Origin of the sequence: Balneola sp., assembly GCA_003712055.1 — a bacterium.
Classification (GTDB): Bacteria; Bacteroidota; Rhodothermia; order Balneolales; family Balneolaceae; genus RHLJ01.
This window is the reverse complement of the sequence record RHLJ01000007.1, coordinates 32047-56464: the sequence shown is the minus strand read 5'-3', so window position 1 is coordinate 56464 and position 24418 is coordinate 32047. Positions and strand designations below refer to the sequence as shown.

Annotated in this window: 22 protein-coding genes and 1 pseudogene; 10 read left to right on the top strand and 13 right to left on the bottom strand. The window is 40.1% G+C overall.

Annotation, left to right across the window (positions count from 1 at the left end):
* The first annotated feature begins 10 nt into the window (after nt 1-10).
* Both ED557_14840 and ED557_14835 read left to right on the top strand, forming a co-directional pair.
* Entirely contained in the window at nt 11-463 is a 453-nt protein-coding gene (locus ED557_14840; protein RNC79357.1) for an OsmC family peroxiredoxin, read from the top strand.
* A 158-nt stretch (nt 464-621) separates the two neighbouring features.
* A complete protein-coding gene (locus tag ED557_14835; GenBank protein RNC79356.1) occupies nt 622-954 on the top strand; it encodes a hypothetical protein in 333 nt (110 codons plus the stop codon).
* A 5-nt stretch (nt 955-959) separates the two neighbouring features.
* Here ED557_14835 and ED557_14830 read toward each other — a convergent pair whose 3' ends face one another.
* Both ED557_14830 and ED557_14825 read right to left on the bottom strand, forming a co-directional pair.
* Nucleotides 960-2570 (bottom strand): DUF1501 domain-containing protein, encoded by a 1611-nt coding sequence (locus tag ED557_14830; GenBank protein ID RNC79355.1) that lies wholly within the window; start codon nt 2568-2570, stop codon nt 960-962.
* A gap of 10 nt (nt 2571-2580) precedes the next feature.
* Complete coding sequence (locus ED557_14825) at nt 2581-4086, bottom strand: DUF1800 domain-containing protein (GenBank protein ID RNC79354.1); 1506 nt, start codon at nt 4084-4086, stop codon at nt 2581-2583.
* A gap of 116 nt (nt 4087-4202) precedes the next feature.
* Here ED557_14825 and ED557_14820 point away from each other — a divergent pair, with 116 nt between their 5' ends.
* Genes ED557_14820 through ED557_14810 form a run of 3 tightly spaced genes read left to right on the top strand, consistent with a single transcriptional unit; the run spans nt 4203 to nt 7458 of the window.
* Nucleotides 4203-5555: a glutamine synthetase gene (locus tag ED557_14820; GenBank protein RNC79353.1), complete on the top strand. Its 1353-nt coding sequence runs from the start codon at nt 4203-4205 to the stop codon at nt 5553-5555.
* An 8-nt stretch (nt 5556-5563) separates the two neighbouring features.
* Nucleotides 5564-6607 carry a hypothetical protein gene (locus ED557_14815; GenBank protein RNC79352.1) on the top strand — a complete coding sequence of 348 codons (1044 nt, stop codon included), beginning with the start codon at nt 5564-5566 and terminating at the stop codon, nt 6605-6607.
* 2 nt (nt 6608-6609) lie between these two features.
* A complete protein-coding gene (locus ED557_14810; GenBank protein RNC79351.1) occupies nt 6610-7458 on the top strand; it encodes an HAD-IIA family hydrolase in 849 nt (282 codons plus the stop codon).
* A 31-nt stretch (nt 7459-7489) separates the two neighbouring features.
* Here the strand turns inward: ED557_14810 and ED557_14805 are convergent, their stop codons facing one another.
* The 3 genes from ED557_14805 to ED557_14795 all read right to left on the bottom strand — a co-directional run bounded on the left by ED557_14805 (nt 7490) and on the right by ED557_14795 (nt 13261).
* Nucleotides 7490-9937: a S9 family peptidase gene (locus ED557_14805; GenBank protein RNC79350.1), complete on the bottom strand. Its 2448-nt coding sequence runs from the start codon at nt 9935-9937 to the stop codon at nt 7490-7492.
* Between the two features lie 124 nt (nt 9938-10061).
* The gene (gene gcvP / locus ED557_14800) at nt 10062-12956 is read right to left on the bottom strand and encodes a glycine dehydrogenase (aminomethyl-transferring) (GenBank protein ID RNC79349.1); all 2895 of its coding nucleotides are present in this window, start codon (nt 12954-12956) and stop codon (nt 10062-10064) included.
* A gap of 98 nt (nt 12957-13054) precedes the next feature.
* Nucleotides 13055-13261 carry a hypothetical protein gene (locus ED557_14795; protein ID RNC79348.1) on the bottom strand — a complete coding sequence of 69 codons (207 nt, stop codon included), beginning with the start codon at nt 13259-13261 and terminating at the stop codon, nt 13055-13057.
* On the opposite strand from ED557_14795, the gene ED557_14790 reads away from it, so the two are divergent.
* Both ED557_14790 and ED557_14785 read left to right on the top strand, forming a co-directional pair.
* Nucleotides 13239-15248 (top strand): hypothetical protein, encoded by a 2010-nt coding sequence (locus tag ED557_14790; protein RNC79347.1) that lies wholly within the window; start codon nt 13239-13241, stop codon nt 15246-15248. The two genes, ED557_14795 and ED557_14790, sit on opposite strands and share 23 nt — an antisense overlap.
* A gap of 61 nt (nt 15249-15309) precedes the next feature.
* Nucleotides 15310-16380: pseudogene (locus tag ED557_14785) on the top strand (YncE family protein).
* Nucleotides 16381-16461: 81 nt separating this feature from the next.
* Here ED557_14785 and ED557_14780 read toward each other — a convergent pair.
* Nucleotides 16462-17190 (bottom strand): hypothetical protein, encoded by a 729-nt coding sequence (locus ED557_14780; GenBank protein ID RNC79346.1) that lies wholly within the window; start codon nt 17188-17190, stop codon nt 16462-16464.
* 143 nt (nt 17191-17333) lie between these two features.
* Here ED557_14780 and ED557_14775 point away from each other — a divergent pair, with 143 nt between their 5' ends.
* Entirely contained in the window at nt 17334-18161 is an 828-nt protein-coding gene (locus tag ED557_14775) for a ZIP family metal transporter (protein ID RNC79345.1), read from the top strand.
* Here ED557_14775 and ED557_14770 read toward each other — a convergent pair.
* The 4 genes from ED557_14770 to ED557_14755 all read right to left on the bottom strand — a co-directional run bounded on the left by ED557_14770 (nt 18158) and on the right by ED557_14755 (nt 19899).
* Nucleotides 18158-18574: an arsenate reductase ArsC gene (locus ED557_14770; GenBank protein RNC79344.1), complete on the bottom strand. Its 417-nt coding sequence runs from the start codon at nt 18572-18574 to the stop codon at nt 18158-18160. The genes ED557_14775 and ED557_14770 overlap by 4 nt on opposite strands.
* Before the next feature lie 65 nt (nt 18575-18639).
* Nucleotides 18640-19074: a hypothetical protein gene (locus ED557_14765; protein RNC79343.1), complete on the bottom strand. Its 435-nt coding sequence runs from the start codon at nt 19072-19074 to the stop codon at nt 18640-18642.
* 34 nt (nt 19075-19108) lie between these two features.
* The gene (locus ED557_14760) at nt 19109-19435 is read right to left on the bottom strand and encodes an ArsR family transcriptional regulator (GenBank protein ID RNC79342.1); all 327 of its coding nucleotides are present in this window, start codon (nt 19433-19435) and stop codon (nt 19109-19111) included.
* A 38-nt stretch (nt 19436-19473) separates the two neighbouring features.
* Complete coding sequence (locus tag ED557_14755; GenBank protein RNC79341.1) at nt 19474-19899, bottom strand: GNAT family N-acetyltransferase; 426 nt, start codon at nt 19897-19899, stop codon at nt 19474-19476.
* A gap of 115 nt (nt 19900-20014) precedes the next feature.
* On the opposite strand from ED557_14755, the gene ED557_14750 reads away from it, so the two are divergent.
* Entirely contained in the window at nt 20015-20476 is a 462-nt protein-coding gene (locus tag ED557_14750) for a hypothetical protein (GenBank protein RNC79340.1), read from the top strand.
* Nucleotides 20477-20505: 29 nt separating this feature from the next.
* Here ED557_14750 and ED557_14745 read toward each other — a convergent pair whose 3' ends face one another.
* Genes ED557_14745 through ED557_14735 form a run of 3 tightly spaced genes read right to left on the bottom strand, consistent with a single transcriptional unit; the run spans nt 20506 to nt 23681 of the window.
* The gene (locus ED557_14745; GenBank protein ID RNC79339.1) at nt 20506-21918 is read right to left on the bottom strand and encodes a hypothetical protein; all 1413 of its coding nucleotides are present in this window, start codon (nt 21916-21918) and stop codon (nt 20506-20508) included.
* Nucleotides 21911-22432 carry a hypothetical protein gene (locus ED557_14740; GenBank protein ID RNC79338.1) on the bottom strand — a complete coding sequence of 174 codons (522 nt, stop codon included), beginning with the start codon at nt 22430-22432 and terminating at the stop codon, nt 21911-21913. Before ED557_14740 ends, ED557_14745 begins: the two co-directional genes overlap by 8 nt.
* On the bottom strand, nt 22398-23681 hold the full coding sequence (locus tag ED557_14735; protein ID RNC79337.1) for an MFS transporter: 1284 nt from the start codon (nt 23679-23681) through the stop codon (nt 22398-22400). Before ED557_14735 ends, ED557_14740 begins: the two co-directional genes overlap by 35 nt.
* A 169-nt stretch (nt 23682-23850) precedes the next feature.
* Here ED557_14735 and ED557_14730 point away from each other — a divergent pair, with 169 nt between their 5' ends.
* A complete protein-coding gene (locus ED557_14730) occupies nt 23851-24417 on the top strand; it encodes a hypothetical protein (GenBank protein ID RNC79336.1) in 567 nt (188 codons plus the stop codon).
* The last annotated feature ends 1 nt before the right edge of the window (nt 24418 follow it).

The window sequence follows — 24418 nt, the reverse complement described above, 5'->3', positions numbered from 1 at the left end:
CTTATCAATTATGACAGATCAGGATTCAAAAAAAATTGTCCACGTTTATTTGCCTAAAGACGAACCCTTTAAAACAACGTTAACAGCTGGAAAGCATGAGCTTATCTCTGATGAACCTGTAGAAGTAGATGGCGGGCAAAATCTTGGTCCGGACCCCTATGATCTTTTACTTATGTCGTTAGGAACGTGCACAGTAATGACCGTTAAAATGTATGCTCAAAGAAAAGGCTGGGAACTGGGAGATATGTATGTAGAACTTAGACACAATAAGAGTCATGTTGATGATTGCAAGAGCTGTGAAGACCCTTCTTCAAAAATAGACGTGATTGAAAAAGAACTGATTATTAAAGGCGAGCTTGATGATAAACAACTAGACAAATTGTTGGAAATCTCAAAAAAATGTCCGGTACATCGTACGCTTTTAAATGATGTAAGAATAGAAAGTACTATTGACAGCAAATAATGTGTTAGCCACATCGTTAGGTGCAACGAATACATAGAGTACAATAAATTACAGCCCATTGGTTATTCACTAACATGATAGTTATTTGTTAATGGTTATTGGTAAGTCACTTTCCCAATTATTATATAATAACTTAGTGCCATTTATTTAAATCGCTCATGAGATATTTCTTTTTCATGCTATTATTCCTCTCAAGTTGTTCTGGTTTTTTAAATGAACAGGAGCTGGAGGAAAGTATCTGGATCGGAATAGCTAGTGCTGAAAGGCAGTGTATCTTTCCCGATTTTGCATCCCTAAAGGAAGCTGTTGTTCAGCTAGAAGAGAATCAAATCCCAGTTCTCGATTCCAGGGAAGTTGTACATGGGGTTTGTTTAGCTTGCTCATGTCCTACCGGAATCGTATACCAGGCGCTAATCAACAAGCAGTTCCTGGATGAAGCTGAAGAATTAGGATGGAGCATGGTTGATGAAGGGGACGATACCACTGAATAGCCTTCTCACTTGATAAGTGTCATACTTTTGGTTTGTATTTCATTCCCTGCATACAGGCGGTACAAGTAGGTTCCGCTGGAAAGATTTGAAGCATCAAAGCGCACCCTGTGTTCTCCCGCAGAAATTGTTCCTTCAACAAGAGTTTGCACCACACGCCCCTGAATATCATATACCTCTAGCTTTACTGGCTGAGTACTTTGAAGTGTAAACGAAATGGTGGTTTTCGGATTAAAAGGGTTGGGGTAATTTTGCTGAAGCTGAAATTTGAATGGAGATAAACCACTTTCGTTATTAACTGAATTACCTGTTTTTAGAAAAGGAACCCTTTCAAAACTATCTCCCATGGTTTCTTCTGTTTGGGATTCCTCTAATTGAAACCAATCATTAAGTAATGTGGCATATACCTGACGGAAATCGTACTCATGAACCATATTTCCGAATTCATCTAAGTCAGAGTTGTTAAGTTTAGGATCAGATCCAATGATTCCTCCTTCAATATTATCCCCGAACACTAATAGTGGAGCAGCTGTACCATGATCCGTTCCCGCAGCTCCGTTCTTGTGAACTCTTCTTCCAAACTCAGAAAATGTAGCAATTAAGACCTCTTCCGAACGTCCATCGGCATTTAGATCATCATAAAAATCCTTAATGGCATTACTTAATTCTGATAAAAGATTTGAATGATCTTCTAATTGATTGGCATGGGTATCAAAACCTCCAAGGCTTACAAGAAAAATTTTACTCCCTAAATTGCCCTTAATTAATCGAGAAACAATAGAGAGACTTCTTCCTAACTCCTGATCATTAAACTCAACCTGATTAGAAGTTGAGTCATAGGCAGTTTTAATAGTATCAGCATACCTAAATGAGTTATTCGCCATTATGCGCATATACCTCATTTCATCACCATAAATAGTGTCAGGCATTCCTTCGGTTGGATAGATTTCTCCATTTTCTAACAAATATTCCAAAACTTCTACATCATTCAGAGTCATACCCATATCCAATGAAGAGCCTTTAAATAATAAAGAAGAAGCACCGCCTATCTGTACCGCCAGAGGATACTCCGTTGGATTTTCCTGGAAATCCGGGAATTGCTGATCCAGATGCCTTCCCATCCAGCCTGTTTCTAAATATTCATCATGGCTACTTCCTGTAAGCCAGATATCAGTTGATCTGAAATGAGATAAGTCGCCACTAGGATAACCTACGTTCTGTATGACCCCCATTTTTCCTTCATTCCATAGACTCTCAAGAGGAGACATCGAAGGGTGCATACCTGCCGTATCAGTAAGGGTTACCGTGCTATTTTTTGAAATAGCCAGATCTTCACGTGCATTGTAGTAAATATCGTTTTCGATGGGCACAATGGTATTTAATCCATCATTACCACCATCCAACTGGATTAAAACAAGTACCCTATTGGTTTCCAGACCTGCCAGTTTTCTAAATAAAGAGGAGCTTTGAAGAGCCTGAACGGGAGTACTACCTAATACAAATGAACTACCCGCTGTGAACAATCCTAATTTTCTAATAAAATCTCGACGACTACATAAGTCATGGTGCTCATGATGATGAATTCCGTCTGATAATGCACTTCCTTTTATTCGTTTCATTTGTTCTCTCCTACTTTAGCTGGTACGCTGGAAGTTGACGGATATGGGACATCAAACTCAGGATTCGCCATTTGGCTCCACCTGCATCTACACTCCATTCATAATCGGGGATACCACCAAGTAATACTCCAGGCAGTGCATCTTTATCAGCTTGCGGCAAATCTACAGCCAGCATATACTCGGCTAAGTCTTCCACCAATTGATATGGATCATTTGGGTTACTCATCGCCTTTGCAATTGAAACCGGATCAATACTTGCGGCATAGGCGTGTATAGCTGAATACTGCCATCTAAAAGGAAGCGTTGTAGTCGAGATCCAGGCTCTATGACCGGGCCAGCCAGCCACATTTACCGGACTGAACAGGAATTGCCCCAAGTTCAACAATTGCCATGGCTGCCAGCTTAATAAATCCTCGTTAAGACCTTCCCCAACCTCAATCTGTAAACCTAACATTAATTCGATTGGGCTTTTAATCATTGCACCCATAATCTCATCATCAAAAAAATGCTCGCTTTTCAGAAGCGTCCGAACAACTGGTTCAATTTCAAAATTCTCGTTGATAAGTAATTGTGCAAGCTCTGAAACGATAGCCTCATTTGGTGTTTCGTACACAAAAAACTTATAGATCTTTGTGCAGATGTATTCCGCTATTTCCTGTTCTCTTTCTTCAAAAATGATATCGATTACGTCGTTATAATCGTAGTTCCCTGTCCTCCCGAAAAAAGTCTTTTCCCCTGCATCATGAATTTCAGCCGCAAAATTAACAGAAAAATCAAAGTAGTTTACCCAGTAACCTGTTAATGCCCTTGCTATCTCCTCAATATCGGTTTGGGTGTAGTTACCAATCCCCATAGTGAAAAGCTCCAACAGCTCTCTCGCATAATTTTCATTTGGGCTCTCTGCTCTGTTTTCAACCCCATCGAGGTAAATGAGCATTGCTTGATCCAGGCCTATTTCCCTCACAAAGTCCTTAACGTTTCCCAGTGCATTATTTCTAAGTATCGAAAAATGTCGATAGGCATAGGGAGCTAACTCATATTTTCCAATCTCTGTAACAAAATGATTATGCCAAAAAAGAACCATCTTTTCTCGAAAAGGATGCGCTTTCATGAGGGCTGTCCATTCCGTTTGATATTCAATGTACAGATCAAAATTTTCCGAAAAGTATTGAATTACTTCTTCATCAGAGGCGCCCCACCCGGGAGGGTATTTGTTTTCCCATTCCGGGGCAGCAGGCATTTCTGCATTTAGAGCTGCATCAATCATAGAATCGATGAATTGGGAAGGCGTCATTAAAAGAGCAGTATCCAAATCATTATAATGAAGCCCGAAAGACAATCTTCGAATTACGTGGGCTGCCCTTTTTTTATCCCAAGGTTTTTCAGCAGTTGGAATAAACTCATTAAGAGTAGTAGAAAGACCTTTTGCCTTGGGATTATCAAGTTTTTCCCTGGTCTTTTCTCTTGGTTGATGAATAGCTTTGACCTTTTCATGGTCAAGTTTTTCTTTAAACATACTTCTACTCCATTAGAGTAATTCAGAAATATTCACTAAATAACAGCAGAACAGCTTAGAAATGCTACTATTTCTCAATAATTTAATATTTCATCATTCTACCCAGGCAAATAGCTATGACCAAACAGCAAATTGAACAGTTATTAGAAAATAGTAGTCATCAAAGTGTAAAATTTGCTGTAACAGATATTGATGGAGTGTTAAGAGGTAAGCTAATCAGCAAAGAGAAATTCCTTAATGCCCTGGATAAAGGAGTGGGCTTTTGCAATGTAATATTTGGTTGGGATATGAATGATGAGGTTTATGACAATTCTGAGGTAAGCGGATGGCATACCGGATATCCCGACTCATTTGCACTTATTGACCCTTCTACTATAAGGAATATACCCTGGGAAGAAGGAAAACTTTTTTTCCTCGCTGACTTCTCTGAATCGAATGACCTAAGTGGCGTTTGCCCACGGTCAGTTCTCAAGAAAGTTGAGCAACAACTTTCTGAGCTTGGATATACCTCAAAATTTTCAGCTGAATTTGAATGGTTTAATTTCCTTGAGACTCCACATTCCCTACAAGAAAAAGATTACACCAATCCGACTCCACTTACACCTGGTATGTTTGGCTATTCTATTCTTCGGGCTTCGCAAAATTCAGAGTATGTGAACGATTTATTCGAATCGTTATCAAATTTTGGAGTACCGATTGAAGGCTTACATACCGAAACCGGAGATGGGGTTTATGAAGCAGCAATTGCTTACACCAGTGTTGTTGAAGCTGCAGATAGAGCTACGCTGTTCAAAACTGCAGTTAAAGAAATTGCTTCTCAATATGGATTAACGGCTTCATTCATGTCGAAATGGACTGACCGACTTCCCGGATGCAGTGCGCATATCCATCAAAGTTTGTGGGATGCTGAGGGTAATAATCTCTTTTATGATGATAAGCGAGAGAAAAACCTCACTGAACTAGCCCAACAATATATAGCAGGGGTACTTCATTGCCTCCCATATATTATGCCGATGTATGCTCCAACAATAAACAGCTATAAGCGCTATGTGGAAGGATCATGGGCCCCTACCTCTGCTAGTTGGGGAGTTGAAAACCGAACCACTACTCTTCGGGTTATTCCGCATGGAAAAAAATCAATGAGAATAGAAAACCGAGTTCCTGGCGCAGATATAAATCCTTATTTAGCGATGGCTGGGAGCCTGGCCTCAGGTCTGTACGGGATCAACAATAACCTGGAACTCAATATCCCTGCTACTTCCGGAAACCAATACGAATTGACGGAGCAAAAAAGACTACCGCAGGATTTGAAAACAGCTATAGAGGCTATGAAGGATTCTGAAATACCTGTAGAACTTTTTGGAAAGGAGTTTGTGGATCACTTTATAAAAACAAGAGAATGGGAGTGTCACCAATACGATCCAAATAAATCGAATTGGGAGTTAAAGAGATACTTTGAAATTATTTAATATCCGGCATGTCCTTTATAGACTTTAATGATATAGTGCGAGAAGCCTGGAACGCGTATGATAGCTCCAGAGAAATTTTTAGAATTGAAGATATAAGTGCCAAGGTATCAACCAACCATGTGTACTCGATCACCCTTAGAGATCATAATCTTATTGTAGCTAAGCTCTCCTATTTCGGTGAATTTGATCATTTTGTTGAAGATCATAGCATCATCAATTCCCTCTCTAACAACCTGCCTCACCCTTTTGAGAACTTCCTTGCCAGATCTCTAATGAAAGGTAATGAGTTGTTTGTGTATCGATATCACGCGGAGATCATTGATGTCTGGGTTGTTTTCTACCGCCCGATAAGAATTCAACAAAAGCTGCCCAGGAGATTAAATGAAGATCAAATCCGTGGCTTAGCACACGAAACCGCAAAATTTCATAAGGCTTGTGATAGCGTAAAGGGTACTTTACCCTTTTCTTCCAAAACAATGAAAGTAGACATTGATGGGCTTTTGGATGTGTTAAAATCCGATGAAGGGCATCTTCAACATCATATGTATCTGGATTTGATTGAATCCCAGTGTCTCGAGTTTAAGAAAGAGTATAAAAAACTAGGAGCTAATGAGTTGGATATCATTCCTGTTTTTGTGGATTGGAATATCGGCAACTTTTCAGTGAACAAAGATTTTGAGTTTTTCTCGAGATGGGATTACGATTGGTTTAGGATGAGTACCAGAATGATGGACTTTTACTTTTTTAGCCGGGTAGTTTCTGACATAGGGGACAGAACCGTGTTCACCTACAACATAGATGTGTTGATGGAAGAACGATTCCTGCTGTTCCTAACTGAATACCATAAAATTTTCCCTCTATCAGAGCAGGAAATTCTTTTTTTAAAAGAGTGTTATCGATTCTTTCTCCTTACTTATGTAGTTAAATATGGCAGGTACTTTTATCATGAAGTATTTGCTACTAAACTTCAAAAAGAAGCATTCGATACTCACCTTCCTTCCATTGAACAAAAATTTGATCCCTATCCACTACTAAAAGCATTAAATCTATAACTATGAGTTATCCTTCTTTTTTTGACATTGCTAAAGACTTCAAAGTGATCATGCTCGACTCCTACGGAGTAATCAAAAATCACCAGGGACAAATTGAAGGAGCAAATAACACCATTCAGTGGATTAAAGATCAGGGAAAAACGTTTCGGATTTTAACGAATGATGCATCGCGGAGCAGAAAACAACAAAAGGAAAGTTTAGCAAAAATTGGTTTGGATAACATCGAGTTACATGAAATTGTGACTTCTGGTATGATGGCAAAAAACTTCCTCAAACAAAAGATAAAAGACGGAAAGATTGCCTACCTCGGAACGGAGAATTCAGCTGAATACATTCTTCAATCGGGGCTTGAGCATATAGCTGTTTCTGATATTAACCTAAACAACCTGGATGATATCTCTGCTTTTGTCTTCCTTGATGATGAGGGATTTGATTGGAATACAGACATCAATAAAACAGTGAATATACTTCGCAAAAAAACCATGCCTGTAATTCTTGCTAATTCCGACAAATTCTACCCCGTTGCCAAACATGATGTTGCCGTAGCTACGGGGGGAATCGCAAAATTGGTAGAATCTATGTTGCACCGGAAATTCATCCATTTTGGAAAACCAGATTCCCAAATGTTCATGTATGCTTACGAGCGACTAACCGATGAATTAGGAGAAATTGATAAAAGCGATATCCTGATGGTGGGCGACACCCTTGAAACCGATATTCTTGGGGGAAATAAATTCGGAGTAAAAACTATGCTCGTTCTTTCAGGAAATACACGCGAAGAAAAAGCCCCATTGAATATTCAGTCAACAGGTATTATCCCGGATTTTATTTGCCATTCTATAATGAAATAAAAAAAGCCTTCCAAAGAAGGCTTTTAAGCTTTTAGTCAACCTCTGGGGTAACCCTTTCCAATTCTCTTGGTTGTGCATCCCGAACGTATGTATTCATCCACTCCGTTTGCTCATATAACATATGGAGCAGTGATTCCCGGGCAACATAACCATGACTTTCATGTGGGAGCATCACCAATTTAACCGTACCGCCCAAACCACTCACTGCACCGTACATTCGCTGGCTTTGAATTGGAAATGTTCCTGAATTATTGTCTACCTCGCCATGAATTAGAAGAAGTGGTTCATTAATCTTCTCCGCGTTCATAAACGGAGACATCTCAAAATAGATCTCAGGTGCCTCCCAGAATGTGCGAGGCTCAGCTTGGAATCCAAATGGTGTAAGAGAACGATTATAGGCACCACTTCGTGCAATCCCAGCTCTGAAAATATCAGAATGAGCAAGAAGGTTAGCAGTCATGAAAGCACCATAACTGTGCCCGCCAACTCCTACTCGTTGAGGATCGCCAACTCCCATTCGGTCAAGTTCATCTACAATGGCCTGGCCGTTTGCCACTAACTGTTCTACAAATGTATCATTAGGTTGGTCGTCACCTTCTCCGATAATAGGCATGGCAGCACCCTGAACTACGGCATAGCCTTCAGTAAGCATGAAGTGAGGCCCCCAATAACTGATACTTGTAAACCGATATGGAGACGTTGTTACCTGACTTGCCGCGTTCGCACTTTTGAACTCTCGAGGATATGCCCATACCAAAGAAGGTAGTTTGCCATCACGCTCTTTATCATATCCCGGTGGAAGAAATACCGTGGCCGATAGATTTACACCGTCTTCTCGCTCATAAGTAATAAACTCTTTTGTTACTCCTTTTAGATCAGGTGTTGGATGTTCGAAAAAAGTAATTTGTTTCATCTCATCTTTCTCAACATCCCTCATGTAGTAATTAGGCTGCTCGGTAACAGATTCCCTGCGCGTAATGATCTCAGAACCATCTTTATCCAGTACAGCTACCAAATATTCATAATAAGGAGCTTCGGAACGCCATAGTTCCTCCGTTTCACCGGACTTGAGATCGAAAGAATTAAGGAATGGTTGGTTTCCTTCAGGTGAGTACCCTTGTCCACTCATTAAGACTTTTGCACCTCGATCGGTTGTATGAAGTACATAGGTTCCGTACTTAGATCTTTTGAACTCCGGAGATCCCGGATCTGTATATCTATCTTCGGTATTTCTGTCAAATACCAGTTCTACTTCACCTTTGTCAGGATTAACCATCCAGGTTCTTCCCTGGCGAGATGATCTCCAATATTCATTAGCTAATGCAAAACCTTCTTCACTCCATGAAATACCTGAATATCTAAACTCAAGATCTACCAATTTGGTGGCCTCGCCCCGAAATGGAACTTCCTGCATTAATACTCTATCTCTTTTTTCTACTTCCCTTCGTTGATCTCCACCATCTAATGCTTCAACCCAAACCAGAGTAGCTGGCTGATCAGCTCTCCAGTTAATAGAACGTGGTCCTTCATAAGTGGATGAGAAACCAATAGGAATTTGATCTCTAAGCGGAAGGTCAGCGACCATAGTTACCAGTTCACCATCACGATCTAATACTTTAGACTCATTTGGAAAACGGAATGCCGGAACCCTGTATGAATACGGCCTTTTAATCTCCGTCATAAGTATGTAATCGTTATCAGGGCTTATTCGAATTGTGGTGTATATACCAGGCTCAGTTAGCTCTGTAACTTTACCGTCTAAAGTTACTTCAGCAATAACAGAAGTAAAGTAATGATCGAACAAATCTTCATCATACTTGTTTTGAAGTAAATCCTGGTATGTTCTTGCAGGAGTAGCATTGCCGGTGCTTTGTTCTATAGTCGGACCTGTTGGCACGAGACTTTCTTCAGGTACTGAACCACGATCTTTCGATATCATTTGAACTAATACAGACTTAGAATCACGACTCCACGTCATCGGAGTGCCATAGGTATCGTTAACTTCGATATCAGAAATTCGAGAAGCTTTTCCGTTTTTTACCTCCGCTTTCCATAACTCAATTCTGTTGCTTTGAATAACTAAAAAAGCAATATGCTTGCTATCAGGAGACCATGAGACATCGGTTATTTTTGGAGATTCAGGAAGGCCGGTAACTTCAACATCTTTACCATTTTCCATATTCCGGATTGTAATTCCATTCATTGTATTGGTACGAGAAGGACCGGATATTCTTGGATTTATTCTTATACCCGCTAATCGGAGCTCTGGCTGGGATACTTCTTCAATAGACGGCCTTCCGGGTCTGTGAAGTAATGCCATGGTTTCTCCATTTGGAGCTATTGAAAAGAAGGGTGTGGCATCATTTTCCACCAAATCAATCATAGCCTGAGAAGGCTCCATATACCCATATTGCCCAAATCCTTGTAAGGAGAATAGAAGAGCAATAGAGAAAGTTAGTAGCAAAGCTTTATTCTTCATCATAGTGAATTGTAGTTAGGATTGGATGCCTAATAAATTCACTAAAAACCGAATGAGCAAGAAGTATTTAGTAAAAGCTTGTTTCTACGAAGTTATAACCGTTACAAAAAGTGAGAATAACCTCTTAACCCTCTACTTCCTCCATCTCATACGCATCGATTGGAATGCAAGAGCATATTAAATTACGATCGCCATACGCGTCGTCTACTCTGGAAACACTTGGCCAGAATTTATTGAACCGAAGCTCCTCTATGGGAAAGGCTCCTTTTTCACGAGAATAACTTCTTTCCCAAGATTCTGCCATAACCACTCTCATTGTGTGAGGAGCATGTTTAAGTACATTACTTTCCTGGTCAGCTATTCCATCTTCAATTTCACGGATCTCATGCCTTATGTTAATCATCGCTTCACAAAACCGATCAAGCTCTTCCTTGCTTTCGCTTTCAGTCGGTTCAATCATTAAGGTACCTGCAACCGGGAAACTCATAGTAGGTGCATGAAAACCATAATCCATAAGGCGCTTCGCTACATCCACAGCTTCTATTCCTGCAGTTTGTTTGAATGGTCTTAAATCAACGATAAACTCATGTGCTGAACGACCAGACTTTCCTGTATATAAAATTGGGAAATGGTCTTTCAACCGATCTTTAATGTAATTGGCATTTAAAATCGCATATCTGGTAGCATCCGTTAACCCATTTGCACCCATCATTCTGATGTACGCATATGAAATGGTTAAAATACTGGCACTTCCAAAGGGAGCTGCAGATATAGCTGTGATTCCCTGATTTCCACCTGTTTCAATGACCGAATGACCAGAAAGAAACGGAGTTAAATGTTTTGCTACACCAATTGGTCCCATTCCGGGTCCACCACCTCCATGGGGAATACAGAAAGTCTTATGAAGGTTCAGATGACAAACATCTGCCCCAATTTCGCCGGGACTAGTCAATCCGACCTGGGCATTCATATTGGCTCCATCCATATATACTTGCCCGCCATGCTGATGTATGATTTCGCAAAATTCTTTCACTTTGTGCTCAAATACACCATGTGTTGATGGATAAGTAATCATTAAAGCAGCTAAACGATCACTATACTTTTCCGCCTTTTCTGCAAGATCTTCAGTGGAGATGTTTCCATATTTATCAGTTGCCACCACTACTACATCCATTCCAGCCATTACGGCACTTGCAGGATTAGTACCATGTGCTGAAGAAGGTATCAAAGCGATGTTCCTGTGTCCTTCTCCTCTACTCTTATGATAGGCCCGGATAGTCATAAGTCCAGCGTACTCTCCCTGAGCGCCGGAATTTGGTTGTAAAGAAACGGAATCAAAACCAGTGATTTCGCTCAACCACTCAACCAGCTCGTCGAATAGCTGGTAGTAGCCACCCGCCTGATTTTTTGGAGCGAATGGATGCAGTTGTCCAAATTCAGGCCAGGTTACCGGAATCATCTCTGCCGTTGCATTCAGTTTCATTGTGCATGAGCCAAGGGAAATCATAGAGTGAACCAAACTCAGATCTTTATTCTCGAGGCGTTTCATATAGCGAAGCATTTCATGCTCCGTTTGGTACAAACTAAATACCGGGTGCGTCATAAACTCTGAAGTACGAGTCAATGTAGCTGGTAAAGAGATTGAAACACTTTCGGAGTGAGCTCTGACATCAAAGTTTTGAACTCTTCCTTCTGCCTCAGCAAAAATTGAAAGAACCAGCTCAACATCCTCTATCTCTTTTGCTTCATCAAAAGAAATTCCAACTCTGCCGTCTCCGAAATATCTAAAGTTTACTTCATTAGCTTCCGCGACTTTCCGGATTCTCTTTTCGTTGGCTTTTACAGTTATCGTATCAAAAAACGCTGCTGTTTCTACTTCTACATCAAGGGCTTGTAAGCCTGCTTTAGTTAATTTGGTTAATCCATAGACTTTTGAAGCTATTCTTGTTAATCCTTCAGCTCCATGATATACCCCGTACATCCCTGCCATTACTCCTAGTAAAACCTGAGCGGTACAAATATTTGAGGTAGCCTTTTCTCTTCTTATATGCTGTTCTCTTGTTTGAAGAGCCATTCTATAAGCAGGCTTTCCTTCCGCATCCTGCGTTACTCCTATAATACGGCCCGGTATCTGGCGCTTGAACTCTTCTTTAGTTGCGTAATACGCTGCATGAGGACCTCCAAATCCCATTGGTACCCCAAATCGTTGTGTAGTTCCCACCACAATATCCGCTCCCATTTCTCCTGGAGGGGTTAATAAGGTAAGGCTCAATAAATCAGCCGCAACTACTACGCGAACCTGATTTTCATGAGCAGCAGTTATCAGGTTCGAATAATCTTCTACACTTCCGTTACTTGCAGGATATTGAAGCAATATTCCATATAAAGCCGGATTGGTAACATCCAGTTCATTATGATCCCCTACAATTATATTTACTCCAATAGGCTCTGCACGAGTCTGGAGTACTTCGATAGTTTGAGGGTGGCAATGCTCGCTTACGAAGAAGTCATGTGCTTCCTTTCTCTTCGCTCCTTTCCGAACTCCCAGCAACATACTCATTGCTTCAGCAGCCGCTGTACCTTCATCAAGAAGTGACGCATTGGCAAGTTCCATTCCTGTTAAATCACTTACCATAGTTTGAAAGTTGATCAAAGCTTCGAGCCTTCCCTGAGCTATTTCGGCCTGATATGGAGTATAAGCTGTATACCATGCGGGATTTTCAAGAATATTTCGCTTAATCACATTTGGAACATGAGTATCATAGTAACCCATCCCAATAAATGATTTGAAGACCCGGTTTTTTGAAGCCAATTTTTTGAATTCTTCAAGAAATTCTACTTCACTAAGTGCTTCGGGAAGATCTAAGCCCTGACTTAAGCGAATCTCTTTTGGTATGGTTTCATCAATTAACTGATCAAGATTATCGGCTTTAACAGTTTCAAGCATTTCGCTGGTCGCAGAGATATTTGATCCATTATGGCGGGAAGCAAACTGCTCTTTCTCGAAGTGTATACTCATTAAAATATTTCCTGAAATTAGATTTACTAATATGAGTGGATTGGAATATGTGTATTCAACAAATTATGCTTATTCACGTTCCAAAAAAGCATTAGAAATTACGTAAAATCAGATTTAAATAAGCGTAAAAAAGTATCCGCCCAGATGTAATTCTCGCAATTTTTTGATTTATTTAACATCGCTTTTTCAAACCTGTACAAAAACTTTATCCAATTTAACTTTTCAATCATTTCACCCAAGGCAGAATGCATTGCGAAGTAATTTTTAATCAATAAAAGAAACATGAAAAATTTGAATCCTATCATTCCCATTATTGCTCTTTCATTGGGAATTGTAGTAGCTAATGTCTCAGTACTAGCTGCGCAAGAAGAACAAAAAAATATTGTAGTTAGCGTTGAGTCACTTGAGCTTAGCCTAAATGAGGAAACCTCAATTTCTGCTCATGTTGAGGATGCTGAAGGCAACGTTCTCCCAGATACAGTCATATTCTTTTCCCGAAGTAGAAGATCTCTTCAGGTAACTCGGGAGGGTGAAATAAAAGCGTTAAAGCCAGGTTCTTTTTCAATTTTGGCTTTAGTCTTAGGACAGACTACGGTTCGGAAAAGTATTCCGGTAACTGTAGCATACCCTCCTGTTACTTCTATCGAGTTTATGGGTTTACCTGATAATGTGTACGAAGGTACTTCCCTCCTTCTTAACTATACAATAGTTGATGCATCCGGAGCCGAAAGAGACAATGTTGATGTTGAGTTCACAAGCTCCAATGAAGACATCGCAATGGTTGACTCTTTTGATTATCTGAAAGTAATGAAGAATGGTAGAGTCACCATTACAGCAAAAGCTGAAAATGAAACGGCCAGTTGGGAAATTAGAGTAAAAGAGAATCCAACAACATCTGTGAGCATGACTCATAATTATGAGGATAAAGAGATCAGAACTGGTGATGTAATTCGATTCGTTGCCTCTCCTGTTGATCGTCGAGGAAATGAAGTTGCTGACGCACCGGTATCCTATTCTTTTATTGCGTCGCCTGATGACAACCTTGGACAAGGCTCTTCAGCTTTGATTGAGCAAGATGGCAGGTTTGTTGCAAACCATCCTGGTAAATACACTGTAATGGCTCGTTCTGGGAATCATTTTTCGGAAGCAACATTCCGTGTAGTTCAAAGAAATGTTCAACGCTCTATCGAAGTAGTTGGAAAAGGAATTGTGCCAGATGTTAAAACTTCTGATCTATGGGTTTGGGAAGGAGTTGACGGACGTGATTATGCGGTTACGGGAACCTGGGGAGCTCGTGGAGAAGCGTTCTTCTGGGATGTGACCGATCCCACAAATATCCACACTATCGATACGGTTCAGGTTGATGCTCGTATTGTGAATGATGTGAAAGTATCAGAAGATGGAACCATTGCTGTAATAACACGAGAAGGAGCCTCAAATAGACGCAATGGAATTATTATCCTCGATGTAACAAACCCAAGAGATGTTAAAATCTTATCTGAGTATACAGAAGATTTAACTGGTGGCGTCCATAATTCCTTCATTTATGAGGATCATGTTTATGCAGTAAATAATGGTCGTAAATATGATATCATCAATATTGAGGATCCAAGAAATCCATACACAGTTACTCAGTTCGAGCTTGATACGCCCGGACATGCGATCCACGATGTGTGGATTCAGGATGGGATTGCTTATTCGTCAAACTGGTCTGATGGCGTTGTTGCCGTTGATATTGGTAGTAACCAAAGCGCCGACTTACCTGGAGCGGGCGGTTCGCCATCTAATCCTGTAAAACTGGGAAGCTACACATACCCAAGTGGTTGGAATCATGCCGCATTTCCTTTCAAAAGTCAATCGACCGGAGATTTCTATATCGTAGCCGGTGATGAAGCTTTCCCATATGGTCTTGATGTTCAGGGACCAAACAGAGCAGCTGGATGGGTACACTTTATAAAACTTGATGGCTGGGAAAATTCTGAAGAAGTTGCCCGATATCAAGTTCCTGAAGCAGGATCTCATAACTACTGGATTGAAGGGGATATTCTTTATGCTGCATTTTATAATGGCGGACTTAGAATAGTAGATATCTCCGGAGAGTTGATGGGCGATTTATACCAGCAAGGTCGTGAAATCGGCATGTTCTTACCTAGAGATAAAGACGCGGCGATTCCTAATGCGCCTTTTACCTGGGGACCACAGCCATACAAGGGACTTGTTTTCCTTTCGGATTGGAATTCAGGGCTTTGGGCAATAAGAGTAGGAGAAGATCCAACCGCTGGAACTAACTAATTATGATTCGATGACAGTATTACTAAGGTCGTTTTCTTTACCACTCCTGATAGTTATAATGCTATCAGGAACTACTTTTTCCCAGGATTACTACCTATATGTAGCAGCCGAATCAGAGGATGAAGTACATCTCGTTCATTTTGATGGTGGAACAGAAGAAGCCTCTATTGCAAAAACCATTAATGTGGGGCGTTACCCAACCGAGATTGATGGCCCCCATGGCATTTCTGTCTCTCCTGATGGTGAATATTGGTTTGTTTCTATAGCACACGGGAATCCCTACGGAATGCTTGCGAAATACAAAACCGGTACCGATGAATTGATCGGTACTACCGAGCTTGGGATGTTCCCGGCAACAATGGAAATCTCGCCAGAAACAGGACTACTATACGTGGTAAACTTCAACCTGCATGGCGAAATGAAGCCAAGTACGGTATCGGTAGTTGAACCTGATATGATGATCCGTTTAACCGATATTGATACAGGCATTATGCCTCACGGTTCAAGGATAAGTCCATCTGGCAAACATATGTACCATGTGTCGATGATGACCGATGAGCTAATCGAGGTTAGTACTGCTTCAATGGAAGTAACACGACGACTTAAGCTTTCCGAAAAGATGGGAATGGGTAACATGGATCACTCAGCTATGGATCATTCCTCTATGAATCATGGAGATATGAAACATAAACCTGTCGAAAAGCCAACGTGGGCAGATCCACATCCTACCAAACCTTTGATATATGTTGCCGGAAATGGTTCTGATGAGGTTCTCGAAATTGATGCTGAGAACTGGGAAGTAACCCGAAGATTTAAATCCGGCAGAGGGCCTTATAACCTGGAAGTTAGCCCTGATGGAAGGCTCTTGGTTGTAAGTTATAAAAGTGAGGGTTCTACCGGAGTGTGGGATTTAGAATCAGGTGAAGAACTTGCAAAAATTGTAAATACCCGAAAGGTAAGCCATGGGGTCTCCATTTCCCCGGATAATAAATATGCCTTTGTTTCGGTAGAAGGAATTGGAGGTGAACCAGGCTCAGTGGATATTATTAATCTGGAAACCAATGTTTTGGTCGATTATGTAGAAACCGGGAAACAAGCCGGTGGTATCTACTTTTGGAAACAGGAAGGTTAGTTAATTATATAAGTGCTATTAGATTTTAAGCTTGGTTCACATTCTGCTCACTTATGGCACCGGAGCGTTATTCATACTTGCTCAAACTTTTCCTTTGATATAAATCGAGTGGCTTACTTTTTCGCCGCTCGATTCCATATCTAAAATCACATTTCTTTCCAGAGGCTCGACTTCATATCCCAGCTTCTCAGCAATTCCGATAATTAGTGGTTCAAGCTTTCCTTTATCGGTGTTGAATTTTACGTAGGCACCACCTGTACGAAGGTCAATTTTCCGTATTGAACGATTGATCATATCAGCGCATCTCAATACTTCGGTAGCAGAAAATGATTCCTTCCCGGAAAATTTCGGAACCTTATACTTCTTTTTAGTGATGCTCATTGTTTTGATCTCACCAGTTTTGATATCTGGCTGAAGCCATTCAAACTGGTGGTCAAGTTCCTTGATGTAATAAGCTAGATATCTGGGATTTTGGCTTTCAAGAGAAAAGTATAAATCAGCTACCCAAACGTCTTTAACCTCTTCAATGTTAATATCAAACCAGATGTACTCTTGTTCTAAATTATAAATAGCTTCGTTTTCACCCGGCTTAAATTTCGCCAAATTAAGCTTAAAACTTGAAGTTAAGGTTGCACTTGATACCTTAGCATCATCAGGAAAATCAACCTTTAAATAAACGCTATCTTTATCTACGCTGATAAAATCCGGGGCATTATTTTCAACTTCGCATTTAATATGCTGCAACCGCACCAGTATACGGGCTCTTCCTTCCCCAATTGGTTGCCCGAATGCATCACCTTTATCTACCATAACTACCTAAAACTTTTATACGAAAATATAGATTTCTCACTTTTATGCCCGTGAGAAATCATTAATGAAAATCCTCTTAAATTTAGCCTGGACTAAATTTCATTTTTGCTAAGCCAAATCTTATCTTCGTCAAAAAATTTATTATGATTATTCCTGATTGGTTTCTATCACTCAATCCTATTATTCAGGCTCTTTTGGGAGGTCTTTTTACCTGGGGTTTAACCGCCCTGGGAGCGAGTCTTGTCTTCTTTACAAAAAAAGTGAACTACGCTCTTCTGGATAGCATGTTGGGCTTTGCTGCAGGTGTTATGATTGCTGCGAGTGTATGGTCACTTATTATACCGGCTATCGATATGGCAGAAGCACAGGGTAAAATTTCATGGCTTCCCGCTGTAATCGGCTTTTTAAGTGGTGGTGTCTTTTTAAGGATCTGTGATCAATACCTCCCACATCTCCATTTAGGACTTCCTAAATCGGAAGCTGAAGGTGTTCCTACTAGCTGGAGACGTTCTACCCTTTTGGTACTCGCCATTACCCTTCATAATATCCCTGAAGGCCTTGCAGTAGGAGTGTTATTCGGAGCAGCTGCATCTGGTGTTGACCCTACCGGTACTGCTACTATAGCAGCAGCAATTGCACTCGCTTTAGGTATCGGAATCCAAAACTTCCCTGAAGGTATGGCGGTGTCTATGCCTTTAAGAAGAGATGGTGTAGGAGTTGGAAAGAGTTTCTGGTATGGACAACTATCCGGAGTAGTAGAACCAGTCTCAGCTGTAATAGGCGCGGCAGCCGTTATACTTATTCAGCCTATTCTACCTTATGCACTAGCTTTTGCAGCAGGTGCAATGATCTATGTAGTAGTTGAAGAATTAATTCCTGAAAGCCAACAACATGGAAACACCGATATAGCCACCTTGGGTACCATGATCGGTTTTGCAGTTATGATGGTCCTGGATGTAGCTTTAGGTTAAGAACTAAATTCGCTAACCAGATTTTCCGCGTAATCCCGAATTTGATCTCTTACCGATCTGAAATCTGAAAGAATCTCTTCTTCCGTTCCCGTCGCTTTCGCAGGATCTGGAAAATTGTGATGTCTTTTTTCTGATTTAGAAGGGAAAACGGGGCAACGTTCTTTTGCACTATCGCATACTGTAATAATCAAGTCAAACTCTTCTCCCATATATTCATCTACATGGTTAGAGGTATGACCTGATATATCTACATTAGATTCTCCCATTACTTTTATAGCTCTGGGATTTACTCCATGAGTTTCAACTCCTGCACTTTTTACTTCTATGCTATCGCCAGCGAAATGTCGAATCCATCCTTCCATCATTTGGCTACGGCAACTATTTCCGGTACACAAAACCAGTATTTTATCCATCTCGTTATCCTAAATTTTAGATACAAAATACAAGGCTAGTATTACCCAAATGTGAAGTCTCAAAATTAACAGCAAGCAAGCTCTTTATTCAATCTAGGCTTACATGCTGTCGCTTCCACAAACATATCAAATATGATTCGATCCGGATTTACTGCTATTGTAAATGAATATTTAGAAACCGGGGTGATTGAATCTCCAAATTCGAAGTAAACCTCGGAGTTACTGCCTTTATAATCTGTTCTTATTGTTTTCTTTAAGATCCTCAGTGCTTTTCCGGCGCTCCACTTTGCTACAATGTCTGAATCTTCATTTATCCAGAGTTGGATAATTGTTTCTTTAAACTGATGTGCATTTGATCCACAATCTACGGATTCGATGATCGCATTTTTCACTTCAGTGATATGTAAATCTCCTCCCAATTCTCTTCCGTCATTCAGACGAAATATTATTTCTTGGTTCGGATTTTCTTCTAGTGTTTTAATTAAATCTGGCAATTTCATTATCGTAATTTTGCGATTAATTGATTAAAAAAAATTAGCAGCAGCTTTTACTGTTCGGTATTTGCATGAACTTACTGAGTTGTTGAGTGAACTCATTCCAACCATTCTCATCTATGCAGTAGCATATACTTGCTCCATCCACATCTCCTTTAATAAGTCCTGCTGCTTTTAACTCTTTAAGGTGCTGGGAAACCGTGGATTGGGAAAGTGGTAATTCATCAACTATATCTCCACAGATACAGCTTTTTTGTTGAGCCAGATACTCAAGAATTGCTATTCGAGCGGGATGACCTAAAGCCTTAGCCGTAGTAGCTAATCTATTTTGAGCAATTGTGAAGTTTGATGACTTTGTTTTTCCCATATCGCAATATTACGATTAATATTACTTCAATGAAAGAGCTAAATTTTTTTTCTCATGAGGGCTGCACTGTCAGGACAAAGCTTGGAGAATTCAACACTTGTCTGTATTTCTACTGGAGCTTCCTCTCTTGTGACAACTACAAATCCTTTTCTTTTAAAATACTCAAGCGCTGTAGTTGTTAGTAAATAAACGGTTTTAGCACCCATTCTTTCGGCTTCATCCATAAGCATTTGTGTAAGCTTCGATCCTAGTCCCTCATTTTTATAGCCTTCTCTTACTGAAACGGATCTAAGCAATGCTATTTCTTCGAAAAACTCCAACCCACCGCATGCAATAATTTCCTGATCCCTTTTAATGGTTAGAAATCGAATCTCCGAAACGCCAACATCTTCAAAAGGAAGGTTATTCTGTTTCAAGAGCTGCTTAATGCTTTTTAAGTCTTTTATTGAGCTCGTATTAATCATTAATCAATCCTCAAAAAGTATACTTGAATATCTTTTGTAGGGGGCTACTAGGAATCTACATAAAATTCTTGCTCGTAGTTTTTCCTTACCATTATTCCAGCTTAAGGTTAAATACGTGGCGCTAAAAAAAATAGCAGTTTATACAACTCTTTTACTTTCTCTATTTCTGTTCTTCTCATGTGAAAATAATTCGTCAAGCATAGAAGGAACCTGGATTCTAACTGACTATACCCATTTGGGTTATAGCTTTGATGATTCTTTTGTCGAAACTGGTACGAGCTCCAATTATGGAGTAGTAATTATTTTTGATGGTAATTTGATGACAAGTACGGGGAGCTTTGATTTATATATGGAAACAACTGTTTCTGGTGAAACTGAATCAATGGTTTACCAAGGTCAGACATTTCATATGGGGCAATCGGCCTGGAATATAGAGAGAGATTATTTATTCATTGGCCCTAACGAGAGAGGTTTTTTTATAGATTACCAAGGGTCTAGTCTGATTTTAAGAGATGAGTATACAACTGAAACCAAAAGGGTTATCAAGGAAATAGTATTGGAAAAAAAATCGGATTAAAATGATTGTTTTAGAGAATGATTAGATCATCAAGCCTTATCTAAAATAAACCTCTCAGATTCTTGCTGGTCCAAATCGGAGATATTAAATGCCCTTCCACCTGCTCCGGAAGCTACTGTAACAACGAGTGTAGAGAGCTTTTTTCTTCTTTGTAAAGGGTTAATGGAATATTCGCTTACCTGAACTCTCTTTTTCTTTATGTATGCTGTACGCTTGGCCAATACCCTGTATTGTAATTTGAGTTCTTCATCATTATAAAACAGTTTTGCGTCTTTATACCGTAACCATCCCAGAAAAACTGCGGGTACTAAAAACCAAAAGAAAATCCATCCAAAATCCCAAAAAAACCAGATAACAGGAGTAGACAGAGCTATCAGATATGATGGACGTCTCAAATAACGGAAAAAAGCACGCTCAGGAGGAGAGATATTCTTTTTATGATCCTGAACTGGCTCAATAAATTCAGCCAGAAATGTCTCTAAATTTTCCTTTTTAAAGAATGGCAGTAATACGATGGATTTCTCCGAACCTTTTTGCTCAAACCCAGCGCTTTCTACGAATAGCATTCCATAACCAAAGGGTTCTCTGAAAATGCCTTCCATAAACCTAAGCGCCTGTATCCGGTTAAATGGTACCGTTGTTTGCTTTCGCTCTAGTAATCCACTGGTTATAACCAGCTCCGTTTCCTTTTTCTCTACTTCAAAACCGTAGTATTGAAGAATTACCCCTAAGAATGAAAAAATGTAAGACACAACAAGTATCAGGATTGCAATACCCAGGAAAAAGGAAATATTCCCCAGACCCGGAATTAGCCCAAAAACATATTCCAGGTTTTCCTCATTTATAAATTGATCAAGTTGCCCGGAAGTTGCCCCCAGAATAGATGCAATCAATCCAAAATTTCCTGAAGTAAGCGCAGCAAGAAACAGATCTCTATTAGATAATTTCCAGCTGAGGTTTTCTACTTCGATTCTAACTTCTTGTGCATCTTGATCTTCTAACTGAACAACGCCATTGCTCCTTAATAACCTTCTTAACTCTTCTGCTTCTTCTCTTGTAATTGCACTAATTGTGGCGCTTTCCGTTCCGCTCCCCGCTGATTTAACTTCTACTTTTACCAATCCAAATAAACGCTGTAACAAGCCTTCCGTAATATCTATTACCTGGATTCGGTCATTAGTTAGAAACAACTCTTTCCTTACAAATACCCCTTTCCTTATTTGTAATTCATTTCCATCAACACGAAAAGAGAAACGAAACCAGCCCACAATTCCCAAGATTAGCGTAGAAATAATAGCGAGTGCAAAAAAATAAAAGAAGTATTGATCAGTATTCCTGGAACCAACAACAACGAAAATAACTATCGGAACCAGGTTCTGCCTAAGCACTGCTAAAAACTGAGTAATAGCAGCAACAGGATGTTGCCTCCTGAACTCAGACATCTTCTTTTACCTTTCGAACTAACTCCGAAATCAAGGTTCTCATTTCGGATGCTGTATTATCATCTAGTGCAGGTATTTCGTGAGTGGTAGCAGCAGTAGAAATACTGATTGATGACAATCCGAACCTTCGATATATCGGGCCTTTTTTTGTATCCACATGCTGGATTCTATTTATTGGAACGACCGTTCTGGTTTGAATTATGATACCTCTGTGTAAGTCTACTGCCTGCTCAGATACATCATAACTCCACCTGTTCCACCTTACCTTAGGAAATACAACGGTAAGGAGAATATGTATACTCAAAGCAAGTACGATTGCAACCAGAGTAATCCAAAGTGGTGAATCTTCCTTAAAATAAAAGATCGAAGTAAACCCAGGAATGAGATAAAGAAGTAATCCGGTAAAGAAACCTGTAATCCTCCAAGCTTTTATAGCATTTCTATCTATCCGAGTTAGAGGTAGTTCCAGCTGTTCCAACTTATTCCTTTTGTGATTTGATTGCTTCTTCCTCATTTACGGTAAGCATAATCAAGAATCCGATTAAGAGCAGTACTAATACCACAACCATTCCCGCTTTTTGAGTACCAAATAAAAGAGTAAACGCTCCAAATAAAATAGTACCTGCCCAGGCAGTTGCTTTACCTGATAGTGCCAATAGCCCAAACATTTGCGTTGATAACTCCGGAGGTGCAATTCTGGCCATAAAAGATCGAGAAGAAGACTGATTCGGCCCAAAGAATAGCCCTAGGAATAGTCCCCAAATAATAAACCACATAGAACTCTTGGTAAACAATACCGCAATTATTGGAACAGCAACTCCAACTAGCGAAACAAGGATTGTAAACTTGCTACCAGATTTATCATCCAACCAGGCAAAAAGAGCGGCTCCCAGTCCAGCCGTTATATTTAAACCTACGCCAAAAATTAATATCTCTGATTGCTCCATACCAAATGAGCCCACAGCATAAATACCACCCATCGCGTAGATAGTCACTATTGCGTCATTATAAAACATCCGGGCAATTAAAAACCGGACAATATGCTTGTACTTTTTGACTTCCTTTAAGGAAGATTTTAGCTGCTTAACTCCATCTTTTACAGCTACGTTAATTGGTTTGTTTTTTGATGGAGCATCGGGTGTTCTCAAAAAGAGAGGCAAACTAAACAAAGCATACCAGGCTGCGGTCAGTATAAATGTCGCCCTTACAGGCTCAGCTTCTTCTACATTTAATCCCAGCCATAAACCATCAGTTTCAATAAACACATATAGAGCAACCAATAAACATGCTAAGCCCCCTGCATACCCCATTCCCCAACCCCAGCCACTCCAGCGACCGATTTTTGAGGGGTGAACAAGATCGGGCAGCATAGCATTGTAGAAAATGTATACCAACTCCGCAGCTATGGTTGAAATAAAACCAAGAGAAAGTGCTAACCAAAGTGAACTCGGATCAGGCTCAGCGAACCAAAGTAGCCCACTCCCAATTACACAAACGATAGTAAAGAAAGCGATCCATGGTTTTCTTTTACCTGCCTGATCTGCGATTGCTCCAAAAAAGGGAGCTGTTAAGGCAATAAAAATACCCGCAAAACCAATCATGTTTCCCCATTGAGCAGTACCTATTTCCACATTTTCGGCTATGGTTTCACTGAAATAAGCCGCAAAAACAAATGTCTGAATAATTACAAAGTAGGAGCTATTGGCCCAATCGTATAATGCCCAGGAAAATAGACCTTTAGAAGGTTTTTGGGGGTTTGTCATCAAAAAGGTTAATTCAAAAAAAGACTCATGAATATCGGGGAGTGAAAGGAGAGATCAAAGAACTTAAAGAAGTTCTAAAGACCTCCTTACCAACTAATTCTCTATTCCATTAGTTGAATTTTTTGTTTATCAGCGTATCTTCGCGTCAAAATTTTCATCATTAGTTTTTATGAATTATAAGGGGCTTTCTGTTTCACTAATCCTGATTCTTGGAATCACATCATCTGTTTTTGCTCAAAAATCACCCGTTCAATTACTACTTGGAGGAGCACTAGAAGTTGGTGGGGAAGAAATTGCAGAAATTCTTTTTGAAGATGGGGGTTCTCAAACAGTAAGATCAGGCCAGGGGATCTCTGGATATGTAGGTGGTGAATTCACTATTCCGAGTTTGCAACAACTTGCTTTTAGAGCTTCGCTGGGATTCAAATATGTTACAACAGCAGCTGATAATGCTCATATCCGATTAACAAGGATACCTTTTCAATTTACCGCAAACTATTACATCATTGATGACCTCAGAATTGGAGCTGGCTTAGTAACTCATCAAAATATTAGGTTCAAAGCTGATGGAGTTGGTCCGGATCTGGACTTTGACCCTGCTTCAGGTACTATCTTCGAAGTAGCTTATCGAGGTTTCGGACTCAGTGTAGTAATCATGGATTACACTGATGAGTTTGGGAATACGTTTTCGGCAACCGCTGCTGGATTAACTTTCTCAGGTACCGTTTCGCTTTAAA

Coding starts and splice junctions, on each gene's coding strand:
- ED557_14840 (RNC79357.1), top strand. CDS start 11: ATGACAGATCAGGATTCAAAAAAAATTGTCCACGTTTATTTGCCTAAA.
- ED557_14835 (RNC79356.1), top strand. CDS start 622: ATGAGATATTTCTTTTTCATGCTATTATTCCTCTCAAGTTGTTCTGGT.
- ED557_14830 (RNC79355.1), bottom strand. CDS start 2,570: ATGAAACGAATAAAAGGAAGTGCATTATCAGACGGAATTCATCATCAT.
- ED557_14825 (RNC79354.1), bottom strand. CDS start 4,086: ATGTTTAAAGAAAAACTTGACCATGAAAAGGTCAAAGCTATTCATCAA.
- ED557_14820 (RNC79353.1), top strand. CDS start 4,203: ATGACCAAACAGCAAATTGAACAGTTATTAGAAAATAGTAGTCATCAA.
- ED557_14815 (RNC79352.1), top strand. CDS start 5,564: ATGTCCTTTATAGACTTTAATGATATAGTGCGAGAAGCCTGGAACGCG.
- ED557_14810 (RNC79351.1), top strand. CDS start 6,610: ATGAGTTATCCTTCTTTTTTTGACATTGCTAAAGACTTCAAAGTGATC.
- ED557_14805 (RNC79350.1), bottom strand. CDS start 9,937: ATGAAGAATAAAGCTTTGCTACTAACTTTCTCTATTGCTCTTCTATTC.
- gcvP (RNC79349.1), bottom strand. CDS start 12,956: ATGAGTATACACTTCGAGAAAGAGCAGTTTGCTTCCCGCCATAATGGA.
- ED557_14790 (RNC79347.1), top strand. CDS start 13,239: ATGAAAAATTTGAATCCTATCATTCCCATTATTGCTCTTTCATTGGGA.
- ED557_14795 (RNC79348.1), bottom strand. CDS start 13,261: ATGATAGGATTCAAATTTTTCATGTTTCTTTTATTGATTAAAAATTAC.
- ED557_14780 (RNC79346.1), bottom strand. CDS start 17,190: ATGGTAGATAAAGGTGATGCATTCGGGCAACCAATTGGGGAAGGAAGA.
- ED557_14775 (RNC79345.1), top strand. CDS start 17,334: ATGATTATTCCTGATTGGTTTCTATCACTCAATCCTATTATTCAGGCT.
- ED557_14770 (RNC79344.1), bottom strand. CDS start 18,574: ATGGATAAAATACTGGTTTTGTGTACCGGAAATAGTTGCCGTAGCCAA.
- ED557_14765 (RNC79343.1), bottom strand. CDS start 19,074: ATGAAATTGCCAGATTTAATTAAAACACTAGAAGAAAATCCGAACCAA.
- ED557_14760 (RNC79342.1), bottom strand. CDS start 19,435: ATGGGAAAAACAAAGTCATCAAACTTCACAATTGCTCAAAATAGATTA.
- ED557_14755 (RNC79341.1), bottom strand. CDS start 19,899: ATGATTAATACGAGCTCAATAAAAGACTTAAAAAGCATTAAGCAGCTC.
- ED557_14745 (RNC79339.1), bottom strand. CDS start 21,918: ATGTCTGAGTTCAGGAGGCAACATCCTGTTGCTGCTATTACTCAGTTT.
- ED557_14740 (RNC79338.1), bottom strand. CDS start 22,432: ATGAGGAAGAAGCAATCAAATCACAAAAGGAATAAGTTGGAACAGCTG.
- ED557_14735 (RNC79337.1), bottom strand. CDS start 23,681: ATGACAAACCCCCAAAAACCTTCTAAAGGTCTATTTTCCTGGGCATTA.
- ED557_14730 (RNC79336.1), top strand. CDS start 23,851: ATGAATTATAAGGGGCTTTCTGTTTCACTAATCCTGATTCTTGGAATC.